At 52.5% G+C, this 23,282-nt stretch carries 22 protein-coding genes and 1 pseudogene; 10 read left to right on the top strand and 13 right to left on the bottom strand.

The window, feature by feature from the left end; all coding sequences use genetic code 11:
• Positions 1-6: 6 nt before the first annotated feature.
• On the top strand, positions 7-261 hold the full coding sequence (locus FFH90_RS23545; protein ID WP_138866179.1) for a bacteriocin immunity protein: 255 nt from the start codon (positions 7-9) through the stop codon (positions 259-261).
• 331 nt (positions 262-592) lie between these two features.
• Here the strand turns inward: FFH90_RS23545 and FFH90_RS23540 are convergent, their stop codons facing one another.
• From FFH90_RS23540 to FFH90_RS23525, 4 genes are all read right to left on the bottom strand, one after another.
• Positions 593-976, bottom strand: a complete 384-nt coding sequence (locus tag FFH90_RS23540; RefSeq protein WP_138866178.1) for a hypothetical protein — start codon at positions 974-976, stop codon at positions 593-595.
• Between the two features lie 100 nt (positions 977-1,076).
• Positions 1,077-1,829, bottom strand: coding sequence for a hypothetical protein (locus FFH90_RS23535; RefSeq protein WP_138866177.1), 753 nt, complete (start codon positions 1,827-1,829; stop codon positions 1,077-1,079).
• Positions 1,830-1,876: 47 nt separating this feature from the next.
• Positions 1,877-2,521, bottom strand: coding sequence for a hypothetical protein (locus FFH90_RS23530; RefSeq protein WP_138866176.1), 645 nt, complete (start codon positions 2,519-2,521; stop codon positions 1,877-1,879).
• 395 nt (positions 2,522-2,916) lie between these two features.
• Positions 2,917-3,618: a recombinase family protein gene (locus FFH90_RS23525; protein ID WP_138866175.1), complete on the bottom strand. Its 702-nt coding sequence runs from the start codon at positions 3,616-3,618 to the stop codon at positions 2,917-2,919.
• A gap of 421 nt (positions 3,619-4,039) precedes the next feature.
• Between FFH90_RS23525 and FFH90_RS23520 the strand changes: the two genes are divergently transcribed.
• Positions 4,040-4,954, top strand: coding sequence for an FRG domain-containing protein (locus FFH90_RS23520; protein WP_256663628.1), 915 nt, complete (start codon positions 4,040-4,042; stop codon positions 4,952-4,954).
• 219 nt (positions 4,955-5,173) lie between these two features.
• Positions 5,174-5,512 (top strand): hypothetical protein, encoded by a 339-nt coding sequence (locus FFH90_RS23515; RefSeq protein ID WP_138866174.1) that lies wholly within the window; start codon positions 5,174-5,176, stop codon positions 5,510-5,512.
• Between the two features lie 461 nt (positions 5,513-5,973).
• On the opposite strand, the gene FFH90_RS23510 is transcribed toward FFH90_RS23515, so the two are convergent.
• From FFH90_RS23510 to FFH90_RS30470, 5 genes and pseudogenes are all read right to left on the bottom strand, one after another.
• Positions 5,974-6,486 carry a hypothetical protein gene (locus FFH90_RS23510; RefSeq protein WP_138866173.1) on the bottom strand — a complete coding sequence of 171 codons (513 nt, stop codon included), beginning with the start codon at positions 6,484-6,486 and terminating at the stop codon, positions 5,974-5,976.
• Positions 6,483-7,550, bottom strand: a complete 1,068-nt coding sequence (locus FFH90_RS23505) for a hypothetical protein (protein WP_138866172.1) — start codon at positions 7,548-7,550, stop codon at positions 6,483-6,485. The genes FFH90_RS23510 and FFH90_RS23505 overlap by 4 nt, the downstream gene beginning before the upstream one ends.
• Positions 7,551-7,823: 273 nt before the next feature.
• Entirely contained in the window at positions 7,824-8,072 is a 249-nt protein-coding gene (locus tag FFH90_RS23500; RefSeq protein ID WP_138866171.1) for a helix-turn-helix transcriptional regulator, read from the bottom strand.
• Between the two features lie 856 nt (positions 8,073-8,928).
• Positions 8,929-9,813, bottom strand: a complete 885-nt coding sequence (locus FFH90_RS23495) for a hypothetical protein (protein WP_138866170.1) — start codon at positions 9,811-9,813, stop codon at positions 8,929-8,931.
• Between the two features lie 1,342 nt (positions 9,814-11,155).
• Positions 11,156-11,299, bottom strand: a pseudogene (locus FFH90_RS30470) (integrase); the annotation flags it as partial.
• 91 nt (positions 11,300-11,390) lie between these two features.
• On the opposite strand from FFH90_RS30470, the gene FFH90_RS23485 reads away from it, so the two are divergent.
• Complete coding sequence (locus FFH90_RS23485; protein ID WP_138866169.1) at positions 11,391-11,843, top strand: hypothetical protein; 453 nt, start codon at positions 11,391-11,393, stop codon at positions 11,841-11,843.
• A gap of 166 nt (positions 11,844-12,009) precedes the next feature.
• Here the strand turns inward: FFH90_RS23485 and FFH90_RS23480 are convergent, their stop codons facing one another.
• The gene (locus FFH90_RS23480; RefSeq protein WP_138866168.1) at positions 12,010-13,494 is read right to left on the bottom strand and encodes a site-specific integrase; all 1,485 of its coding nucleotides are present in this window, start codon (positions 13,492-13,494) and stop codon (positions 12,010-12,012) included.
• A 472-nt stretch (positions 13,495-13,966) separates the two neighbouring features.
• On the opposite strand from FFH90_RS23480, the gene FFH90_RS23475 reads away from it, so the two are divergent.
• The 3 genes from FFH90_RS23475 (at position 13,967) to FFH90_RS23465 (ending at position 15,669) form a co-directional block, all read left to right on the top strand.
• Positions 13,967-14,158 (top strand): DUF1508 domain-containing protein, encoded by a 192-nt coding sequence (locus tag FFH90_RS23475; RefSeq protein WP_018926774.1) that lies wholly within the window; start codon positions 13,967-13,969, stop codon positions 14,156-14,158.
• 169 nt (positions 14,159-14,327) lie between these two features.
• Complete coding sequence (locus FFH90_RS23470; RefSeq protein WP_033064228.1) at positions 14,328-15,254, top strand: LysR substrate-binding domain-containing protein; 927 nt, start codon at positions 14,328-14,330, stop codon at positions 15,252-15,254.
• Between the two features lie 52 nt (positions 15,255-15,306).
• Positions 15,307-15,669: a 5-carboxymethyl-2-hydroxymuconate Delta-isomerase gene (locus tag FFH90_RS23465; RefSeq protein WP_138866167.1), complete on the top strand. Its 363-nt coding sequence runs from the start codon at positions 15,307-15,309 to the stop codon at positions 15,667-15,669.
• Between the two features lie 3 nt (positions 15,670-15,672).
• Here FFH90_RS23465 and FFH90_RS23460 read toward each other — a convergent pair whose 3' ends face one another.
• From FFH90_RS23460 to FFH90_RS23450, 3 genes are all read right to left on the bottom strand, one after another.
• Positions 15,673-16,608, bottom strand: coding sequence for a LysR family transcriptional regulator (locus FFH90_RS23460; protein WP_086944837.1), 936 nt, complete (start codon positions 16,606-16,608; stop codon positions 15,673-15,675).
• A 147-nt stretch (positions 16,609-16,755) separates the two neighbouring features.
• A complete protein-coding gene (locus FFH90_RS23455) occupies positions 16,756-17,703 on the bottom strand; it encodes a DMT family transporter (RefSeq protein ID WP_138866166.1) in 948 nt (315 codons plus the stop codon).
• Positions 17,704-17,718: 15 nt separating this feature from the next.
• Positions 17,719-18,903 (bottom strand): cyanate transporter, encoded by a 1,185-nt coding sequence (locus tag FFH90_RS23450; RefSeq protein ID WP_138866165.1) that lies wholly within the window; start codon positions 18,901-18,903, stop codon positions 17,719-17,721.
• Between the two features lie 414 nt (positions 18,904-19,317).
• Between FFH90_RS23450 and FFH90_RS23445 the strand changes: the two genes are divergently transcribed.
• From FFH90_RS23445 to FFH90_RS23435, 3 genes are all read left to right on the top strand, one after another.
• Positions 19,318-20,700 (top strand): glutamine synthetase family protein, encoded by a 1,383-nt coding sequence (locus tag FFH90_RS23445; RefSeq protein ID WP_138866164.1) that lies wholly within the window; start codon positions 19,318-19,320, stop codon positions 20,698-20,700.
• A gap of 166 nt (positions 20,701-20,866) precedes the next feature.
• Complete coding sequence (locus FFH90_RS23440; protein WP_018926767.1) at positions 20,867-22,516, top strand: phosphoethanolamine transferase; 1,650 nt, start codon at positions 20,867-20,869, stop codon at positions 22,514-22,516.
• A gap of 73 nt (positions 22,517-22,589) precedes the next feature.
• On the top strand, positions 22,590-23,252 hold the full coding sequence (locus FFH90_RS23435; protein ID WP_086944842.1) for a class I SAM-dependent methyltransferase: 663 nt from the start codon (positions 22,590-22,592) through the stop codon (positions 23,250-23,252).
• The last annotated feature ends 30 nt before the right edge of the window (positions 23,253-23,282 follow it).

Raw genomic sequence — 23,282 nt, 5'->3', positions numbered from 1 at the left:
CACAACATGGAAAATATTTCTGATTTTACCGAAGCCGCATTCATTGCCTTCATCAAGAATATACGTGTCGTTAACAAAGGCGGCACGGACGAAGAGCTTGGCGAGTTGCTTGAGAAATTCAGTCTGCTTGCAGGCCATCCTGACGGCTACGATCTGATTTTCCACCCGGAACCCGGTGCAGATAACTCTGCCGAAGGTGTAACACGAACAGTTAAGGAATGGCGCGCTGCTCAAGGACTGCCGGGGTTCAAGGAAGACTGATTTCCAGAACCTAGCCCGCCGTTTTGGAAAGTTGCACAGGGTGGGGTCTGTCTGTGTTTTGGACTGGAAAAATAAGGAGTGGCCCGCCTGTACCTCTGGACTGTCCCCAGAATACTGGTGCGGGCGAGCACTGCGGGATTCTATCAGCAGCTTTCTTTGTGATCCACAGGCTGTGCCGTAGCTCTCTAATCTCTGACCGAGTTGTGCAGCACTCGTGGTAGCTCACCTGTTACACATGACGGGTCGATTCAAATCACAAATATTAGAAACAAACACCCATAGATAGAAAAAGGCCACACGTAGTGGTGGCCCTTGGGGGTTTGACGGTCTATCAGTCAAATTTGGTCAGCTTCTCACGTGCTCTCGCAAGATCGTTCATCACCCGTTCAATCTCACCTTTAAGCTGGTGCTCTTGCTCTTCAAGGTTGGCGATCAGGGTTTCAATACTCTTCTTGTACGCTGCTTCTACGTCGTCCAGCGTGGCGGCAGTGATGATGTTAGATGACTCTGTATGCACTGCTGTGAATGCCTCTGTGCTGCCAGAATTCTTTGCTTTGGGCGGGCTCAACCACCGCTCCAGCCCGCCGTAAGTGATTTCTAGTTCAGTGCCTTTAATGCGTTCGTGAAAGCTTTTACGTGTCTCGCCTTTGGCAGATGCCTCATGCCATGCCGCAATGATTCTTGCCTTTACCTCTGGGGATTTTGCCTGTGCCATCGTGAAAACTCCTGCAAATGTCACACATGAATGTTATGTGAGACGACTGTAACATAGCAAATCACACACACAAATAGAAACCTTCACCAAAACACTCACATCATTCACTCGGAGCAGTAGAGACGGAAGTGGTGAAACCACCGTATCGAATCCCCTTTGCACGTTCGGCACGCCTGATCACTAGCCTAGCCTCTAGAGACGGATGTTTTCGTTCGATGCTCTCTTCATAAATATAGTTGGTGTCCTCCCAGAAAAGACAAATCTTATCCACGAAGTCTTCTAGCATTTCTCTTGGGATTTGCATTGATTGCACTGGGGGCGCTGGCTCTGTGAGTGCTGATAGTAAAAATTTATTCTCAGGATTGTGGTAATCGGGCCACAGATCAGGACGAAGACGCCATAATCTAACACTAGAGTTACCATCGCCATGACGACACACATTGCCTACCAACATAAGCAAATCAAGTGAGTCAAATGATGTGAACGAAGGTAAAGCGATATCCCGCAATCTCTCAAACACAGTATTCAGTTCATCGCCCCAGTACACCGTCTGAACAGAGTTAGCACCTCTGCGATTGGAGACAGGGAATGGATTGATGCCTAACTCCTGTTGGCAACCTGCTAAGTAGGTTCGTATCTGTTGTTCCCAGAGAGACTGGATTGAAAGACAGAACGCCATACGTGTCTTGAAAATCAGCTCGCTGAGGTCAGAGATTATGAATCCGGCAACAGGATCATCAGACTCCCGCCAATGCTTTACCTGAGCATCGAGAGCATCTAGTGAAGGGTTTACAACGAGCGTTAAGAAGTCTCTGGCGATGGCACCACAGCGATAGTTGTAAACATCGGCCATGCAATTCTTCCATGTAAAAATGTCAGACATCATGCCACCCCCGATTACTAGTTTTTATGCTCCAAATAGTAGACTCGACCTTGGGCTGTCAGACGATAGCGTATTCCACGAACGTTGCCGGTCGCGGAAACCAGACCACTTTCTATCAGCACGTCTAAAGCAGCTTGGGTTTTTATCTTCCCGAGTCTCACCAGAGACTCAATATTATCCAACTCAACTCTTATATCACGCTCAGTCAAAGTGGCAATAGCATTCAGCACAGCCAAGGAAGTGTCATCAACATCAATTTCTTTAGACTCAGTTGAGACAGCCATCGTAGCAACTTGCTTTTTCAAGTCTTCATTCTGTTCCACCAAGTCAGAATTTGACAACGTTAGCATCTCAACTGAAGCCAACAACTTTGCATGATTAGACTTTAACTCTATGTGTTGTTTCTCCAATCGATTCTTAGCAGCGTCAGTAGCCACCAAGGTATCATTCTGCGCATTATAGTCATCTACATCAACAAAGTTTTTCCGCAACAACATAACGATCAAAGCACCAAAAATCGCACAGGGAGTTAGAAATATCACGAGAGTTTCCCAGAACGCCCAAGGCACCTCAGTCCGCAAGAAACTTGATAGTCCACTCAGAGCAGTTGATAGCCAAGTTGGCAGCTCCCCATGTTCAACGACATATGCAATCAGTGCCAAGCCAGCAGCACCTAGTGTTCCGACTGACCACTTAGCGACTCTTCCCAAAATTCCCTTCACAGTGCTATCCCATCATGCGAAAAGGCCATTCTATCAGAGCATAGCGGGGCTGAAGGGTAGACTTTTCTGTGCGAAATCGCCGCCCGCCGCCAGACGGTAATCACTTTTAAGGGCACGATCTAACAAGCCAGCCGGAAAATAAGCAGGGATGTTTTTCTACAAAGAAAACCAATTTCCCGCCAAAATTTTCAGCCTCATGTTTTATGAGTTTGGTTTTCTGCACTGGAAAATCAGGAATTATGCGAGAGTTACCAAGCAACAAGTGAGCGCCAAAATAGGAATTGTTCGTAATTTTAAAATAACTCTGAGGCTGTCGATGAGCCTGCCCACGCTGTTTACTTCTTGAACTCCACTCCTAGAGCCAACATCAAGCGACGTACTGTTGTAGGCGACCACAGGCCACCACGTGAAGTGTGTTTACCCTTTGCATTGAGGCAATCAGCGAGAGACTGAAGTGTGTTACAGCCTTGGTAGAGGCAAGCCATTACATGAGGTGCAATCTCAGTGTGGTGGCCGTTCTGCTTAACAACTTCACAACCCTGTGCTGCCCTCTCCTTCTTGGCTGCTCTAGCCACTGAGGCATTATCTGAACGACGCTTAACCTTAGCTTGAGACATCACACAGCCATCATCAGCACGTTGTTGTAGAGCCTTAAGGGCGTCCTTTGTACGCTGGCTAATGAATGCACGTTCCTGTTCAGCAAGCACAGCGAATAGGTGGAGCTGCATAGTGTCTGCATTTGGCATGGTGGCAACCTTGAAGGCTACACGCTTCATCAGGCCAGCAATGTGCTCAACATCACGGCTCAATCGGTCGATCTTGGCAACGATGATGGGCAAACCTGTTGCAATGGCCTTGGAGAACTCAGGACGTGCTGTAGGGGCTACAGAGCCTGAGATTACTTCACTGTAGATGTGTGTGACGTTCCAACCCTGTTGGCGTGCTGCTGTCTGGATGTACTCAACCTGAGCTTCTAGGCCAAGGCCGGAAGCTTCTTGTTTGCCTGTACTCACACGGACATAACCTACAACATCCATTACACACCTCTTTGACATTTCCTGTGTGATTGCATTTTACATGTGACAACCGCAAATGACAATTTCTATACGGGCGTATAGTGAATGTAAAACGACACATCACAGAGATGTCAGCACACACCTAACGGCGCGTGTCAACAAGATTAGTTTTCTTTGTGGGGTGTGCCTTCGATGCTCTCGCATCAATAGGGATATCACTTGAGAGTGTTTACCAATCCAACCAACCAACATATCCAACACCAACCAATCAGCGTACCCGCTGGAGCTGGTAGAGGCTCTAGGGGCTGCTGTGTCGTGCAAAGAATACCAACGCAGGGCTTAGCCTCTCAAAGCGCCTCATAGCGCCATTTAGGATGGTTTCTGCTCTGTGTCGGCAGCTACTACACTCAAGCCCGTCTAAGGCGCACAGGATCAGGGAACGATGACACCGCTCGAAATACCCTTTAGCACTGCCCGTCAGTTGCTCGACTACGTGACGCCTCTCAATCCTGTATGGGACGTAGGCCGCTTTATCTTCAGGGGACAACCTAGCGACAGCTATAAGCTCACCCCATCTGTGTGCAGGCGTGGTGCTGGGTCATTTGCCTATGGCTCACCAAGGAGGATGTTTGATGCCTCGACGGCTGGGCAAGTGGCCTTTGAGCTGGAGATATTGAGGAAATTTTTGATTGGGTGTGATCGGTCAGGGCTAACCGTTCCGGGTTACACAGAACAGTTGAGTAGCACACTTGCCGATGGTTGGGGTTCGTTCCAAAGCCCGCATATCCCTTGGCCATCTACTCTCCTATACGAAATCATGGCCGTAGCTCAACACTACGATGTGCCCACTCGCCTCCTAGATTGGACTGAGAGAAGCTTTGTCGCCTGCTACTTCGCTGCATCCTCAGCAAACCTTGAGATTGATAGCAGAGAGATGCCGAGGCTTGCGATCTGGGCTTTGGATACCACTTATGCGATGTACTGGAAAACAGTGAAGGTAATCAGGACTCCCGGAGGAACAAGCAAAAATCAAGCGGCTCAGTCGGGGTTATTCACCACCCATGAGGTGAAGGGATATAACCCGGACGACTTGTATCTGGTAGAAGCGTTGGAGGATGTTGACGAGATTTACAGCGTTACTGGGAGCCACACGCCACTTGTCAAAATGACTTTACCGATTGAGGAAGCCCCCGCCTTACTAGACCTTTGCTCGCGACTTGGCGTTGATGGCTCGACACTCTTCCCCGGCTTTCATGGTGTAGCAAAGAGCGTAAGGGATTGGGCAAACGTTGAGGTTGGAGTGAGGGCTTCTCAGTCACTCATCGAGGACTACCAGCAAGATGGATACGGTGATTAAACTTTAAAGACAAAGACGACAGAACCCGCCTCAGTAATGTAAAACCAAGGCGAATACTCAATCATGACAGCGTTTCCTATTTAACAAAGATCAAGCGTTGCAGTGCCACTGGAAATGAAAAGCCAAGGATAGCCATTGAAAAGCCACCACGAAGCCCCCAGATAATGTTCACACCGTACCTAACGGTTAACTGAGCAACACGTAGAAAGGAAGCAACGAATGATTCGGGTACTGCTAACCCTCGACCTCATCAAATCAGAGGACGAGCGAACGAAATTCTACATTTTTTTAAGTAAACAAAAATGGCAAAAAACCAAAGATGTTGAGACGGTTTGGACTTTGACCTTCCCGAAACTCGACAGTGAACTTTCGAGTTCGCGCAAAAAGGCGAAAATTAAAATTAGAGACACCTTTTTCGAAGCTGCCAAAGAATTCAAACTAAAGGAGATTTCCTATATTGCTCAAATAGGTAATCATGAAATCATAAGCCGCGTGATCAAAAAGAAAGATGGCGAATATAAGTGCACAGCCAGAGACGTTTACCCCCCTAAAGACTAAGCGAGTAAGAATCCGGCGACATTGATCGCCGGATTTCAAGCCGTTGGCAAAGCAGAAACGCCATTACCCGGCGTTACGCCTGTATGTTTATAGGTGTCAAATGAAACTCCGTTGAATATCCATATTCCGCTGACTGTGGAGAGATTATTGGGTTGCACTCCAATTTGTCAGTTGATAGAACGGTCGTTCTACGAAATGATAATGTTTAAGATACACACTGCAAGGAATTAGCGTAAAATTTTTCAGCTGTTGTGTGTTTCCACAACGAAATCAACTGAGAGCACCTATCATGGATGCATTGAATTTAGTGCTGCCCAAGGTAAACTTTGTAGAGTTGTATTGCTAAGAATTTTTCATTACTGGAGTTATTAGTGAGTCGACGACAAGGTTGCCGGAATAAAAAAAAGCCCGCGTGCTGCGGGCTTGATAAATTCAAGTTAAAGATTCGAATTTTGCCGGCACTAAAAGTCATTGTCTCCTTGCCTACTTTCTCTGCGGCGATGAAGGTCTTCGATAAACATAAAGTTTGCATACATAACGCTCACTACTGCCGATCCCTGTAGGAATGTCAAAAACATAACCACTCCCAAAACCAACGATTTTACGAGTTGTATGTTTTCTTTGTACAGTGGAGTAGATGAGGCAAGAATCTTAATTAAAAAAACAAGACATATGGCGGAAGCTACGAACGCAGACTTCATTATGCATCCAACGATCGACTCTAGCCTTCTGGTGTCCTCCAAGGTTTGAGTGAAGTCGGCATTTTTTATCTTGCTTGGCGCTTGCAGGCGAAGTATGGCGTTCGGATAAATAAATGCTATCCAGATGCCCATAATTGTAAAAACCATACCTGAGATGGCAAGTAAATTGTTTCCGTAGTCTTTGAAATCCGAATACGAGTAGGAAAGCCCATACTTATAGGCTGACCATGTCGTCATCACGGATACGATAAGTGCTACGAAGATTTCTTTCATTTATCAGTGCCTGTTTTTGCCGCTCGCATGTCTTTGAAAATTGGTGCCAGATATCGAGAGCGATTGGCTGAAAGCGTCTGGTATAAATATTTCGCGTCTAATATATCATTTCCGTCATCGTTTATGGAAAAAGTCTCTGAGTGACGGTACTGCTTGGCCCACACGGTCCTCCCATTGTCGAGCACAAATCCAACGTCGTCTCCGTCGGCACTATCACTGGTAGAGCCAAATTTTTCTATGATATCTCTAATTTCTTCAACCGTTGGTCTGGCTTCAACTGTCAGCTCAACCTTCCGACTCTTGGAGTCTTTATTGGAGGCATACGGGAGAATGATCTCGCCGAATGTTTTTACCCACCCTTTACGCTCGTCCTTTACATTGAGAGAAACAGTTTCGCGTCTAATTATGTGCGTAACTTTTTTCCCGAGTTCTTGCAGTGGTGCTGATGAGGTTGAAAGAGTTCTAAGACTCAGATCGAACTGATAATAATATTTGTATGGGTTGCTTTCGTCTTCAGAAAATTGAAGCCTTACAAGCCCGGAATCGGTAGTGACTTTTTTATACTCTGGAAGCTCAACTCGGAAATTCATGCTGCCAGCGACCCAATCTTGGAACATGTTTGAGTCGCATCTTGAATTCTCGAATTTAATTGAAGCGATGCATTGAGCTTTTGGAATAACCCAGTAATAGCATGGTCTCCCCCATACTACTTTTCCTTTTTTTGGCTTGTCCGCTTGTTTTATTGGCTTCTGGTCTGGTTTTCCATCTGCGGCAATGGTCATGCCATATAGCGGGCCATGCTTGTCATTTTCCCCTTTCCATAAAACAAGCAGATAATCACCGGTTGCTTCATCGAAGTGTACTTTGTGGCAGTAGCAGGGTGTTTTATTCTTGTTTTTTTTAGGGTCCCATGGATTCGTCGTTTCAAACGATCTGGCTTTTGCCCATTCAGTTAGTTTTTCAAAAGTGTCTGGAAGTGTCAGAGCGACTGGGTCTTTTCCACTGAAGCTATACAGTCCGCACTTATCGACATTGAAAAAGTTTATATGGCCGCTTTGAAGCATTTCAAAATCCTTTTAGACGAGTAATGGGAAACAGGTAGCTCATGATTGGGTATCACACGCACCTGAATCCTGAATTTAGCACTCGTGATGACAATAAGCCAGTACGGCTGACGGTGGTTGAGCTCGAAAACTTAGCGATCTTGCCGTTGTCAATGCTCGGCCACTGTTGCGGAAATGAATAGCGTTGAGCATGGTTCACTTCTTCCCGCTCCAGCTCCTCGTTCGTGTAAATAGTTGCTTCGGCGATTTAGCAGTCACTACCTTTGATAACCTCTAGCCCCCTGATAGTGACCTCTCAAACTCTTTGATCAGGTCTGTCAGGCTAATCCCCAGAACCTTGCATAAATCACGGAGCTGAACAATATCCAACCTTCGTGTTCCGCTTTCAACATCACTCATAAAGGACTGTGGACGCTCGAGAGCCTTTGAGCACTGGACTTGAGTCAGGCCAGCCGCTTTCCTATGCTTCTTCAGCAACGACAAAAGCACAGTGTGTTCGGGTCTATAGATCGTCTTGGACATGGCTGATTGGCTACGAGTGGACAGCCTTCCAACCTATATCTGGTTTTCAGATATCTGAATTTGGGATAAATTTAATCTCCAAGCGAAGCCATCCAAACCACCAGCCGATTGCGGAAGCACCATGAACGAGCAGATTTTCGTACTGACTACCCAGAAGAAGACCACCAATCACATCTTGCACCTGCTGCTATGCATTCCGACATTTGGGCTGTGGCTCTTGGTATGGGGTGTCACGATGCGGAGCAACGACAGACACAACAGAAAGATTGACTGGCAAATCAGTCAGCTCATGGGAAGTAGGACACAGAACAACAAAAAACCAAGCTGGGTTGAGACTGATAGCAATTCCAAGTGGTGAGCTTAAGTGCTAATGGTTTCACTTAATGCGGAGCTATGAAGAGAGCACTCTCCCGGCTCCGCCAATGTGTTGGCACCCAAAACGTAAGTTTTGATTTGTACCCAGCTGCGGCGTAACCGCCGACATTCCTTCGGATGTACTCCAGTAATAAACAAAATTTACACAAATCCAGCTCTTCGCTTGTGATTTTGATCTTGATCTTGTTTGTTGGTGCAGGCACGAATACGGACGTATTCGGTAATATCCCGTCAGTGGACACTGACAGTTATTGCACGTCACCTTCGGTGGAGCAGATCAAGAGCAAAGAGCTTGGATGTGTGTTGATTTCATTTTATTAATTGGAGTGCTGATCCAGAATCGGGACGATACGATTATTGTCTTCGAAACGGGTATCCCACTCAGACGTCGACGTCTGGAGTAATAATTATTGGACGGTACGTCCACCCACCCACTCACATATATATGGTAGGCGTGGGTGGGTGAATGCCGTTTAGGTGATCAGTAGCCGGCTGCCGTAATGGCTCGCTCCACTTCGGCATAGTGGGCAGGATGCAGCCAGCCTTTCGCTTCGCAATGATCCAAGAAAGCATCGTGTCCACTAGGTTTCGGGAAGAAATCTTTTCGTGTCCGACTTACTGAATTCATCGGGACATCAGGGTGTTGGTCCAACGCATCCGTGAGCGTCAATGAACGTTCGAGCAGGGTTTCGGTTGGTTCGGAGTGATACTCGCGTATCGCCAGCTTGAGAATGTGGCGACGTGCTGCATAAGCTTGTTTAGCCTGTGCCTCGGTCGGTTCAATATCGTCGCTTTCCTGACCTTGATGATACTCGTCCATGTACTCATCAACAATTTCCACGATAGCCTGCTCGATTCTAAGAGCGCATTTTTCGATGGCAATCCTCGACTCGGTAGGGCGACATGTATTGACCCAATCCATCACGAAGAGCGGACTGTCAGCCCTTTCTTCCGCCAAGGTTCTGATTTTGGTGCGAACTCGATTGATGTGGTCAGCGGTGTACAGGCTTTCGAATTTCCCCGTCTCGGTGTTCCACTCAACACCGTAGCATTCGTGAAGAATCTGCCGAAGCTGATAGTCCTTGATGCCGGTGCGACCAATCGCCATCGGGTAACACCGAGCGACTGCACGCTCGAAGGGGGATGTTGGGACTTTCTCGGTTACAGACACACCCTTGATGACTTGACGAACGTAGTGCTCGGTCTCACCTGTTGCTTCAATGATCTTTCGGCGAGACATGCCAGCTGTATGGAGTGCGAGAACTTTTTCTTTGCGAGGATCAAGGAGGGCTGGCGCCTTGGAGGGGGTATCATCATTTGCAGCGTGGGCGGTGGGAATCAAATTTAAAACGAATGGGTGCGACATGGATTGTTCTCCTCTGGTTAGTTCATTCGATAGGCATGAGCCTCGTTAAGTGGTGTTTGCCGCAGGCGAGTGCATGCAGCTATGTTCGGTAAAGCTTTTTAAGCGGAGAATCCAATAGTCTCTCTGCCTGCGGTAGCGTCAGCTCGAAGCCTGTCGGCGTAGTGGATCAACGCTCGTACAACTTCTAAGTGCACCACTCGCTCCTTTATGTATCGACCTAAAGCATTATCAATCACGTCTGCCTTCTTCTCTTGCCAAGCTCTATGAGCTGCCAGAGGGCAATCAAAGCTGCCGAGATGTATCTGTTTTCCACCGGCTCTACACGACGGTAAAAATTTCCCAGACTGTTTGCTTCTGTTTACCCCCAGCGGCCACTTGCCACGGGTGGCTGCGGAGTCAGTCACAATCAGGTTGAGGTATGGTGGAACGTATCGACAGTGTTCTGGTCCGTACACCTTGTTGCCGGGGTGTAAAAGGTCCTTGTCCAAGCACCAGCCTTCAACGTGATTCACATCGAACCAAGTCTTGAAACCGGAAAGCTTGAGCCATTTAGGATGTACAGAACATGCGGAGTAGGACGGGTGTCGCGTATGAATCTTTTCGTCGTAGCTGCGATGTAACATAGAGTTCCACGCCGAGTACGCAGGACGTGCTCGAACCTTCCCTGTCGCGGGGTCACGGTAGGTCGTGGGTTCAAATAGGTCGTTGATACCGACGCCGCAGACGAGATTTCGTCTAACACTGTCGTTGGCAGGGGGCAGTAGCAACTCCGCGCAGGTCAATTCAATCGGTGTTGCTGGGGTGACTGGGGAAGTCAAAGTCGAAGCAAGGTGTGGGGTGAGCATGTTGTTACCTCCATTCAGAAAAAAAGCGGGCGAAAAAAGACCGACTCAAGGTCGGCGTCATCGTCAGCAGTCTCACATTGGAGGAGCAGGGGCTCAGCTATCGAATGTCGTTAACCTCAAGGTTGGTACTACTTTTCTGGCGTTGTTCATGTTCTGTTCTCATGATCTACGTTGACCGTCAGTAGGTGGTCAGCCAAATTTCAGGCGTTAAAAAACCTCCTGCGATCTTATGCGTTTTGGCCGCACTGGACGCGTAGAGGTTCTAAATTGTCTGTCTACCTGCTGGGTAGGTGGCTGATTATACAGATTTATGGCCGTCTGTCAATAACCTCTTGACGGGAGTTGTTTTTCTAAAACCAGTTATCACGGAGGGAAACGCCCAATGCTTAACATCATCGTCCTACACCCCGTGTAAACATTGAGTCGGGTTGGCGAAGCCGTTTGGATAGTGCCGATTCAGAGCAATGTTTACCGAGGTTTACTGTAGGTTTTCGAGGTTACTGAATGTGCATTAACGCAACGGCCATGGCTTCAATTGGCGTCCTACTCCCGTAGATACCAAAAGTGACGGAGCTGTCCTCATGGTCAACCATTCGCTTGATCAGTGAGTCTTGGACGCCAGCGTCACGCAGGTCAGATAATTCGCACTTCAGTATCATGTGCTGACACGCAATAGCACATTTGAATAATGAGATCACACAGCACAATGCTGTTGGTAAGGGAGGCTGATTTTTGATTTGCAAAGAAATGGTGCATCACTACACGACTGAAAACCATCACCTGCCGCTGATCCTAGCATCAGGAGCGTTAATCCCCAGCAACGCAGGTGCTGCACATGAGCCGCCATTATTGTGGTTCTCTAAAGCGCAGCGTTGGGAGAAAACTGCAACCAAGATGGTGCAAGCTGAAGACGGATTACGCCTGCTAACCTTTGCTGAGCAATTGGCCAAATTCGGTTGCGTTCGCTTCTCACTCGCGAGTGATGACCCGCGCTTGATGAATTGGGTGGACGCTTGCAAGTACGCCGGTATTACCAGCACTGCCCGCCGTAAATTGGAAGCCGTAGGTCGAAAGCGTGGTGGTTCACCCATCGAATGGTTTGCCATTGCAGGCAACGTGTCGGTTACTGAACTGCGACTGGAACGTTTCGATGGCACCCACTGGGTAGACCGTCCGCCGTTCTAGGTATTTGCCACCACCTCCCAAGGGCCACCATGCGTGGCCTTTTTCACATCTCGACTAGACATTTGTCGGAGAATTGCGTCTTTCAAATACGGCTACACATACGTTCTACACCCAGATTTCGACATGTCTCATCTGCCTTTGTGATGAGGTCGGTTGATAGACGTTTTCAGGCTGTGAGGGAAGGGAGCTTGGAGATTGCTGCCAGCTTCTGTGCAGTGCTCGCACCTTGTGAGTAAACGTCGAAGGTCACGGTTCCAGTTTCATGACCCACCAGTTCAGCAATCAGTGGCCCTTGCACGCCAGCCCTGTGAAGTTGAGTGATAACCGTTTTGCGGATCGAATGGAACACGTGTTGGGCGCCGTAGCCATGCGCTTCTTTGAGTCTGCCAAATGCCTTTGAGAGCGCGTCAGACCGTATGCCGTACTTGTTCTTGCTGTCAGATGGGATCAGGTAGCCATCCTTGGAGTCGTTCTTCAGGCGCTCGACAATTCGGGTGAGGGCAGGGTGTACAGGCACGACCCGGATACCCGCTGCGGTTTTCGAATCAACAATATCGAAGCTTTCAATGCCGTCCGGCTTAATCACGTGCTCGACTCTCAATTGGCAAAGCTCTTCGATGCGAGCGCCTGTATAAGCCCCCAAGAGGATCAAGTCAGCTAGCGTCGTGTGGTCAGCACCTAAGGCAGCAGCATGAAGCTCCGTAATTTCTATCGGCTGGAAGTCCTTTCGCTGACGGTCTGCACGTTCCTTACCACGGGTTTGCGGCAGTTCATGGTTTTCAAACGGGTTGGCCTTGTCCTTGAAGTCGTCTCGCCAACGAATGTCATGCTTCATCGCCCACTTCCAGAAGACGTTACCTGCCAGCAAGTATTGGGTGAGGGTCTTGCTTGCCAGCTTGAGGGAGTCGAGCCACGCTGACACTGTATCGAAGTCGAGCTGCTTACCTTCTTTAGCCAGGTACGCGGAAAGCTTCTCTAGCTTCGACTGCTGCTGATCTATCGTCTTGGTGGCGACATTCCGCGTTTCACGATACTGGCGGAACGTAGCGATACGCTGCTTGGTGATCGGTGACTTTACTTTGCAGGCGGTGGGATCAGCTAGGATGGCTTGCATCTCTTCGGCCTCTGTTGCCGAAAAATCGTTTTGGTGGGCAATCAACCCGCCCCACATTTCGAGAACCATTTTATGGACGAAGTCGTGGGCAGCGAGTTCACCATCCTTCCCCTGCATGGCGTACACAGCTTCTGCTTCTGCTTGGCGACGTTGCCCGCTTTCGGTATCGCCGAAAACGGCTTGCCGAAACTCTTCTAGGTCTGCTGGATCAATGTCGAGTAACGAAGGTTTCGATTCGCCAAGGGCTGTGTCGATCTTGAGTTGGCGGATGATCTGACTGAAGTCGTGAGCATCCCCCGCAATACGTTCCTTCCATCCATCACCACGGTTGCTTCGCTTGTCACGTGCAGCCTTGATTTGGGTTTTCCATCCAGCAAGAACAGAGAGTCGTCGGTCCATTGCTTCGGATCGAAGACCGGTCTTCAGAGACTGGATTAACGCGGCCTTTCCGCCAAAGGCTTGTCGGACGTCAGAAGGGATTGCCAGCTTCACATACCATGTGGATTCACCTTTCTTCTGAATCAGATTGTGTGCCATTGGAGCGCCGTTTGGAGGGGAGTGGTACAGCGGATAGTACTACTCAATTGTACTACTATGCACGCTGAAAGCCCCGTAGTACGGGCTTTGTTGGTCGAAACTCTTCTTTGTGGTGAGTCCCTATCTCTCCGCCATACATAGAAAAGCCCCGTAGATGAGAATCTACGGGGCTTTTTCGTTTGCGCAGCTTTTTCCATCGGGTCACTTTCGCATCCGTCTGCTTTTTCCCCAAGCTTTTGGTGTCGGAAAAATCAGCACGACAGAGTAAGAAAGATATGTCCATCCACAGGAAAAGTTACTTCGCCAAGTCGTTCTAATTACCGTCCCCCGTATTCATTGATCGTTTCGGCAATCAAGGTTTTTCCTTCGAAATATCCCCTGACATTGAAAGACGTTGCCGCAAAAATTCCTCATCTACTCTGGTTTCGCAGGTCTCTGATCTGTCGTAATCAGCCATCGCAAGGAGCGATCAATGTACTTTGAGATTTACAGGCAAACCCGTGGCACCTCACAGACCGGCAAGGGCCAATGGCGCTGGCGTTTGCGAGCGGGGAATCATGAAACGATTGCCAGTGGGGAGGCTTACGTCAACAAGTCTGATTGCGTGCATGCCATCGATTTGATCAAAGGGACTCAAGAGCAGACACCGGTCAAGGAGATATAGGTTCCAGGCGGTGAAGCTGCTCAATCAGAGCAGCTTCGTTTCAGTCGGGCGCTCCTGAGTGGTGAGTGCCCCCGGATTTTATGGATCGGGTCGTTTGCCAACCTGCATAGACGCCGATCGCGACACCTCCCTAAACTGTCATCCAGTCTTGGGGACCGGGGTGCAACGGATGAATCGCAACGAACTACGCAAGGCCGACATCAACCTGATGGTGGTGTTCGAGACATTGATGCTCGAACGCAACGTCACGCGAGTGGCGGAGAAGCTGTTCCTCGGTCAGCCGACCATCAGTGCGGCGCTGAACCGCTTGCGGACGATGTTCAACGATCCGTTGTTCATTCGGGTTGGTCATCGCATGGAGCCGACAGCGCGGGCCGAGGAGATTATTCAGCACTTGTCGCCGGCACTGGATTCGCTGTCGGTGGCCTTGAGCCTGACCCACGATTTCGATCCGCTCAGCAGCACCATGACGTTTCGCATCGGGCTGTCGGACGATGTCGAGTTCGGCCTGTTGCCACCGTTGCTGCGCGCCTTGCGCCAGGAGGCGCCGAAGGTGGTGTTCGTGGTCCAGCATGTCGACTACTGGCGCATTCCCGACTTGCTGGCGTCTGGCGATATCACCGTTGGTATCAGCCAGACCCGCGGCCTGCCGGCCAACGCCAAACGCAAGTTGTTGCGACATATCCAGCCCAGTATCTTGCGTGCAGATGCGTCGGACACGCCGTTGACCCTCGATGAATATTGCGCGCGACCGCACGTGCTGGTGTCCCACACCGCCAATGTCAGTGGCTACGCCGATGAATGGCTGGCGGAGATTGGCCGAACACGCCACGTCGTGCTGTCCGTTCCGCAATACAGCTCATTGCCGGCGTTGCTCGCCGGCACCGATCTGATCGCCAGCCTGCCTGACTACACGGCGGAGGCGATGGCTGCGTCAGGCCAACTGTTCAAGGAGCCGTTTCCGTTCAAGACGCCGACCCTGGACCTGTCCATGGTCTGGCTCAGCCATGTCGACAGCGACCCGGCTGAACGCTGGCTGCGCTCGCGCCTGGAGGCGTTCATGAGTGAACGTCCGATCCTTCCGCTGACAGAGTGAGCAGGGCGGTGTTATATCTACGACCTTTCTGCCAATCCTCAGGAACCCCGTCATGCCCCACCTGCACATGGAATACACCGCCAACCTGTCTGAACTGAATGCCGATGTGGCGCTGATGAGACTCAACAACGCACTGGTCGCTTCCGGGCAGTTTGAAGAGTTCGACATCAAGGCCCGTGCGGTGAAGGTCGAGACTTTCAGGGTGGGCACTGCACTGGGCGAGCGGGCGTTCGTGCATGTAAAGCTGGCGCTGTTGAGCGGTCGCTCGCCGCAGATCAAGAAGCAGTTGTCTGACAGCCTGCTGGCGGTGGTGCAGGATGTGTGCGAATGGCCGGTCGGGGTTGAGGTTCAACTCTGTGTGGAAATCATCGACATCGATCGAGAGTCCTACACCAAGACTGCCATCGGCCTCTGAGTTTCAGGCCATTTCCTGCTCGGCGCAGGCCTTGATCACTTGCTCGCGCAACCAGGTATTGGCGCTGTCCTGGTCGACGCTTTGACTCCACTGCATGTCCAGGGTGAAGCCCGGTAAACCATTGGGCGCTTCGCAGTGATTGAAGATCGCCTCATTGGCCAGCAATTGCTGGATGCGCCGGGGCAAGGTCAGGATGAAGTCGGTGCCGGTGATCATCTTCAGTGCCGCGCTGTAGCTGTTGGAGCGCGCGACAATCTGGCGTTTGTGGGCCTGTTGAGCCAGCCAGCCGTCAACCATGTTGGTGGTGGACGTCCAGGGCGTCGGGAACACATGCCGACGTTCAGTGAACGCTTGCAGGCTCAAGCGCGGCTCCAGCGGCGTGGCGCGTTTGTCGAAGACGCAGACCAGATCGTCCTCCAGTAGTCGTCTGGAGTTGAAGTCGGTGTGGCTTCGATGAAAGTTCGGGCCGAAACAGATCACCAGGTCGAGGCTGCCGTCGCGCAGTTCTTCGGCCGGGATGTCGGTTTCGAACTTGTGCATGTTGACCATCACCGGCAGGTCGGCGAAATCGAAGCTCTTCAACAGGCGCGGCAGGATCAGTTGCTCGAAGTATTCCGGCGCACAGATATTGAAGGTGACTGGTTGCAAGGTCGGATCGAACGTTGGTGTCCCGGCGTGACACAGGTTGATGCTTTCGAGAATCTTCAGCACATGGGCATACATGGTGCTGGCTTTGTAGGTGGGGCGCATACCCGTGCGGGTATTGATGAATAACTCGTCTTCGAAACTGGTGCGCAGTTTTTTCAAGCAGTAACTCACGGTGGACTGGCTGACGCAAAGTGCCTCCGACACACCGGTGACGCTGCTTTGCTCATACACAGCAACAAATACCATGAGGTCTTGCATATCGAGCTTTCTAAGCAAGTTACTGTTCAGCATCCGTTCTGTCTCGCTGTGCTCCTTGCGCTGACCGTGCGCAAACGTGTGCGAATGATCTTAGCGGAACGATAGTACCAAGAGAATGCCTTGTAGGATATTTCATGGTCAGTTGTGGGACAGATAGTGTTATGAACACGACTTGTGAGTTCAATCACCCGAAACATGGCCAGAGGCCTTTAGCGCTGATTGCTGTGCAGGCATCGCATCGCGGCTGGATATTAACAGCGCCAACATGCCGACGCCCACCAGCAACGCGCCGATGATTTCCAGGGCGCGTGGCGACTGACGTAGCCACAACCAGTGGAACAATGTGATGAACAGGGTGCTCAGGTAGATGTAGGAAATGACCGAGGAAGGGGCAATCACACCAATGGCTCGATGCAGCAGCCAGAAAGTCGCCAGGGTGGCAAACAGGGCCAGGTAGATCAACCACCAGAGATCGCTCGCGCTCAGCAACGACGCCGAACGCCAGCCGCCGCTGAATCCACAAAACGCCAATAGAAACAGTGCGCCGAACAGCATGTTCCAGAAAGTCATGCCCACCGGGCCGCGCCCCTTGAGGCTGTTGGCCTTGAGCCGTTGACTCAGGGGCGAGTAGAGCGCCATTGCCAGGCAACCGACCGCATACACCGATACCGCGTACAGCGACGGCAGTTCGCCGGGGCCTGCGCCTTTCAATACCAGTAGTACGGCGCCGGCCGCGGCAACCAGCATGGGCAACACGCGCTGTTTCAGGCGGCTGTCGGGTGTCAGGATGGCTTCGAACAGCAGCGTCAGCAACGGCACCAGAGTAAACATCGTCCCGGTGTTCACCGCCGAGGTGTAACGCAGTGCTTCGAACAACGAGCCGAAGTACAGTGCCAACAACATGCCGAGCACGGCATGACCGAGCAGGCCGCGGGCGGTCATGGCGGTATCACCCTTGAACAGCAGCAGGGGTAAAAACACCAGAGCGCAACACAACAAGCGCAACCCGGTCAGCAGAATCGGGTCGATGGCCTGGCTGACCTGGGCTGCCGCGGAAAACGAGACGGCAATCAACAGCGCCCAGAGCAACATGCCGACGTGAGCGGCAGCAAAACCTGTGCGTTTCATGGTGGGGGTTCCGGGTTAATGAATGTGTTTGGCGTAATGCCGCGGATCGAAGCGCAGAACCATCAGAATCATCAGTGCCATGACGCCCATCAATGACCACCAGGCCCATTCGAAACTGCCCAGTTGATCGCGAATCATCCCGGCGATCAGCGGCGAGAGGCCGGCGATCAGGTAACCGATGCCTTGCACGAAGGCGGTCAACCCGCCCGCGCGTTGGGGATTGTCCAGATGATCCAGCGACACGATCAGGCTCATCGGGAACAGCCCGCCGATGCCCAGTCCCAGCAGGCACGGCCACAGCAGGCTCAGGTGTTGCGGGCTCAGAATCAGCCCGCAAAAACCGGCCATGATCAGTGCCAGTAACACCACCAGCACCGGGCGCCGGTCACGGCTGCGGTTGGCGATGGCGGGCGTCAGTAGCCCCGACAACACTTCCATGGCCGTCAAAAAGCCCAATAACAAGCCGGCCTGTTGTTCGCTCCAGCCTTTTTCCACGTAGTACGGTGCCAGCCAGGCCAGGACACAGGTGTAGGACGCCGTGCCCAGGCCGAAGAAGATCGCGAGTAACCAGGCACGGGAACTGCGGAAAAAGGATTCTTTGCGGGACGACTTTTCCCCCAATGTCGGCATTCCCGTGCGTTGAACGCACCAGAACAGCAACGCCGCCAGCGCCAGTGCCGCCCAGATCGCCAACCCCACTCGCCAACTGCCGGTGCGGGTCATCACCAACGGCGCGAATGACGCCGCAATTGCCGCGCCGGCCATGATCGACGTCACGTAGAGACCCATGCACACGGAAACGTTGTCGCTGAAACGGGACTTGATCAGGGCGGGCATCAGCGCCTGAATCAGCGCAATGCCGACGCCGGCCAGCACGGCGCTCAGGATCAGTTCCGTCGCCGAATCAAGGAACAACCGCGACACCGTGGCCAGGCCGATGATCAGCAGCGACAGCACGACGGTGCGCTGCTCGCCCAAGCGCTGACTGATGCCGATACCAAAGAACATCGCCAGTCCCATGGCCATGACTGGCAGCATGGTCAACAGCGAGGCCAGGCTGAAACTCAGCGGGATATCACCGCGAATGGCTGACAGCAACGGGCCGACAGCGGCCATGGACGGACGCAGATTCAGGGCGACAAGAATGATGCTGAACATCAGCCAGGGGGCAGGGCGGGAGGTTGCGCGAACGTTTTCCATAATCGGACCTTCAGGAACAAGGAGCCGATTAGGCGCGCGAGCCCTGGAGGCGGCAAATCAGAAAGTCTGGAGCAGTATTTAGAAATTAAATAACTGTACCGCTCGGCTAATCCCCTTTAGCGAATAATCGATTGTTTAGCCAATCCACACCCAAGGTTCTTCAAATCCCGATTTAACGGCTTAACCGCCCGTGTGACGCTGCTGCTCATCTGTTTATCGCGGTCTTCTCTATGGACGGTTGTCCAGTCGCACTCCCTTCCGAACTCGCCTTCTGGGCCTTGTGGCACTGCCGTCACGCGCGCCCGCCGGATTCTTGCATCTCCCGTTGATTGTTCTGACAGGTCCCGCGCCATGCGCCGGGATCAAACCGGCGGCGCCTGTGCGTTTGCCTGACGCGGATAGACGAGAATTCCCATGAGCTGTGCCAAGACATCCTTCGCTACCAAAGAGCAAGCCCTGACCTTTCTTGAGCAGAACCCGGATATCGAGATGTTCGAGCTGTTCATCCTCGACAACAACGGTGTGCCACGAGGCAAATTGCTGCATCGCGATGAGTTGCTGGCGGTGTACGAAAGCGGTCGACCGCTGCCGAGTACCATCCTGGGCCTGACCATCAATGGCGATGACGTGGAAAACTCCGGTCTGGTCTGGGACGTCGGTGATATCGATTGTCGTGCTTATCCCGTCAGCGGCAGTTTGCAGCGCATGCCGTGGCGACTGATTCCCACGGCGGCGGTGCAGGTCAGCATGCATCCGCAAGAGGGCATGCCCGCGACCATCGCCGACCCACGGCACCTGCTGGCCAAGGTCATCGAAGGCTTGCAGGCCGACGGTTATTACCCGGTGATGGCGGCGGAGCTGGAGTTCTATCTGCTGGATCAGCAGCGCGACGGCAACGGTCGGCCGCAACCGGCGCGGGATGTCGATGGCGGGCGGCCACGCGGGACTCAGGTCTACGGCTTGCGTGAACTGGAACAGATCGAGCCATTTCTGGCCGACCTCTACAGCGCCTGCAAGCTCCAGGGCATTCCGGCGCGCACGGCGATTTCCGAATACGCGCCGGGGCAAGTGGAAATCACCCTCGAACACCGCACCGACGCTTTGCAGGCGATGGACGAAGCCGTGCGCTACAAGCGGCTGGTCAAGGGCGTGGCGCACAAGCACGGGATGACGGCTTGTTTCATGGCCAAGCCGTTCGATGACCTAGCCGGCACCGGCATGCACATGCATGTCAGCCTGGCGGACAAGGACGGCAATAACCTGTTCGCCAGCGAGGCCCCGGTCGGCACGCCGCTGCTCAAACACGCGGTCGGCGGGATGCTCGCCACATTGCTCGATGCGTTGCTGTTGTTCTGTCCGAACGCCAACTCGTACCGTCGTTTCCAGACCAACAGCTACGCACCCCTGGCGGCCACTTGGGGCGTGGACAACCGCACCGTGAGTTTGCGAGTGCCCGGCGGGCCGGCATTCTCCCGGCATATCGAGCACCGTATTTGTGGTGCCGACGCCAACCCGTATCTGGCGGCGGCGGCGATCCTGGCCGGTATTCATCGCGGCATCCGCGAGCAACTTGACCCCGGGGCGCCGGTGGAGGGCAACGGTTACGCCCAGGCCGCGCAATTGTTGCCGACCGACTGGTTGACCACGTTGCGAGCGCTGGAAGGCTCGAATTGGGCCGGGGAAGCATTCGGTAGTGAGTTTCTTGGCGTCTATCTGGCAGTGAAACGAGCCGAATACCGGCAATTCATGGGCGAAGTCGGTGAGCAGGACTGGCGCTGGTATCTGCATCAGGCTTGAAACGGGTCGCCAGTGTTGGAAGTTTTGGCCTAATACCAGAAGCCAACTATTCGTTGGCTTCTTTTTCACGAAATATTGATGGTTGACTGATTAAGATTTGTGGCGTCTCGGTCAATGAAATTTTCACATTTGCCGCGGGCACTTCTTTTCAGGAACAGCTGATCACATGTTGAAGTTCAAAGCCGTGCGCCCCGAATGGGTGACGTTGGTTTCCAGTGCCTTTCTATTGGCAGGGTTCAATTTAGTTCTCTGGCAACACCTCTTCGATATCACCGCAGCAGACGGTCAAGGCATCGTCATGCGTGTCGCGTTCGGGCTGATGATCCTGGCGGCCTTCAACATTGTGCTGACCTTGCTGGCATTCCGACCCGTGATGAAACCCGTGTTGACGCTGATCTTTCTGATCAGTGCCGGTGTGGCGTACTTCATGAGCCAATATGGCGTGCTGATCGACGCCGGTATGTTGCGTAACTTCGCCGAAACCAATGCCACGGAAGTACGCGACTTACTCTCGCTAAAACTGTTTGTTTATATCGTGCTGCTCGGCGTCTTGCCGTCGTGGTTGTTGTGGAAAATCCCGGTTAATTATCGTCGCTGGCACCGTGAGTTATTAAGTAAAGTGCTGGTGAGCGTCGCCTCGGTTGCGGTGATCGGCGGTGTCGCATTGGTCAACTATCAAGGCCTGTCGTCGTTGTTTCGCAATCACCATGAATTGCGTCTGATGGTGGTGCCGAGCAACTACATCGGTGCCTCGTTCGGTTATCTGCGTGAGCAAGTGGTGTCTGCACGGCAACCTTTCGCCAAACTGGGTGAAGATGCCCAGAAAAAACCGGCCTGGCAGGCCCACGACCGTAAATCCCTGACGGTACTGGTGGTGGGCGAAAGTGCCCGGGCCGAGAACTTCGGCATCCTGGGTTATGACCGCGACACCACGCCGAAACTGAGTAAGGAATCCGGCCTGATTGCCTTCACCGATGTGCATTCGTGCGGGACGGAAACGGCGGTGTCGGTGCCCTGCATGTTCTCCAACATGGGGCGCAAGGATTACGACGCCAGCAAGGCGAAGAACCAGGAAGGCCTGCTGGACGTGCTCAAGCGTGCCGGTCTCGAGGTGATCTGGCGCGATAACCAGTCGGGCTGCAAAGGCACCTGCGATCGGGTCACTGTCGATGACGTGAGTGACCTGAAAGACCCTGTGCTGTGCGCCAACAGCGAGTGCCGCGATGAAATTCTCCTGCAAGGCATGCAGCACTTCATCGACACGCTGAATAAAGACACCGTGCTGGTCCTGCACCAAATGGGCAGTCACGGTCCGGAATACTTCAAGCGCTACCCGAAAGAATACGAACACTTCACACCTGTGTGTGAAAGCAATGCGCTGAACAATTGCAGCCGCGAAAGCATCGTCAATGGCTACGACAATACGCTGGTGTATACCGACCACGTGCTGTCGACCCTGATCGATCTGTTGCGCAGCAACCAGGGCAAAGTCGATACCGCGATGCTGTATCTGTCGGACCACGGCGAGTCGCTGGGCGAATACAACCTGTTCCTGCATGGCACGCCTTACATGCTCGCACCGGAACAACAGAAACATGTAGCGATGCTGGCGTGGTTCTCCGACAGCTATCAAAAGTCGTTCTCGGTGGACACCCATTGCCTGCAACTGAATCGTGAAAAACCCTTGAGCCAGGACAACCTGTTCCATTCGATGCTCGGTCTGCTGGAGGTCAACAGCACGGTCTACAACCCGGGTCTGGATATGTTCGCCGGATGCCGCGGCGCAATGGGCGACGGTGTGCTGGCCAAAAAATGAGCGACTCGAGCTTTTTTTCACGTAACGACCGCTAATCTGCGGCGCCTGGAACATCCAACAAGAGCCATTACACATGTCCGCGCAGCCCCCATCCGCCTTCGAGCTTGAGTTCGCCCGGCGCTACGATCAGGAACACGCCCGCGTCTGTAAACAGCCGCGACCGCGCGGCCTGGCGGGGCGTTTGACGTTCTGGCGCGAAGAGCAATTGGTGCGTAACGCGCTTCAGGTCGCTGGCGAACCGGGATTGATTCTTGATGTGGCCTGCGGGGTCGGGCGTTTCTGGCCAGTTCTGGCCGAGCATGCGAACCGGGTGATTCTCGCGACCGATCCGTCTCAGGACATGCTCGATCACGCCAGCACCCACCATCCGCAGAACCTGCTGAAACGGATCAAGACCTTTCAGAGTTCTGCCTTCACCATCGGCTTGTCGGCGAATGCGGTTGACTGCATTTTTTGCCTGCAACTGTTTCAACGCATTGCCTGTCCCGAGCATCGATTGGCCATGCTGGGCGAGTTCCACCGGGTCAGTCGCGATACCGTGATTGTGGCGGTGCGGGTTGATGGGCGTTTCAAGCTCGAGCGTTCGGACGTGGAGGGCGCACAGGCCCAGCCACAGGCCAGCAAGGCCGAGCTTGAGGCCGAGTTCAGGCAAGCGGGTTTCTGCTTGCTCAGTCATCAGGACTTGGTACCGGGTTGCACGCGGATGCGGGTCTACGTGTTGCGTAAGGACAGCTAGCCTTTCAGACAATTCTTGCTGTCCGGCAGG

The sequence above is a fragment of the Pseudomonas sp. ATCC 43928 genome, assembly GCF_005938665.2.
Classification (GTDB): domain Bacteria; phylum Pseudomonadota; class Gammaproteobacteria; order Pseudomonadales; family Pseudomonadaceae; genus Aquipseudomonas.
This window is presented reverse-complemented; position numbering and strand designations above follow the sequence as displayed.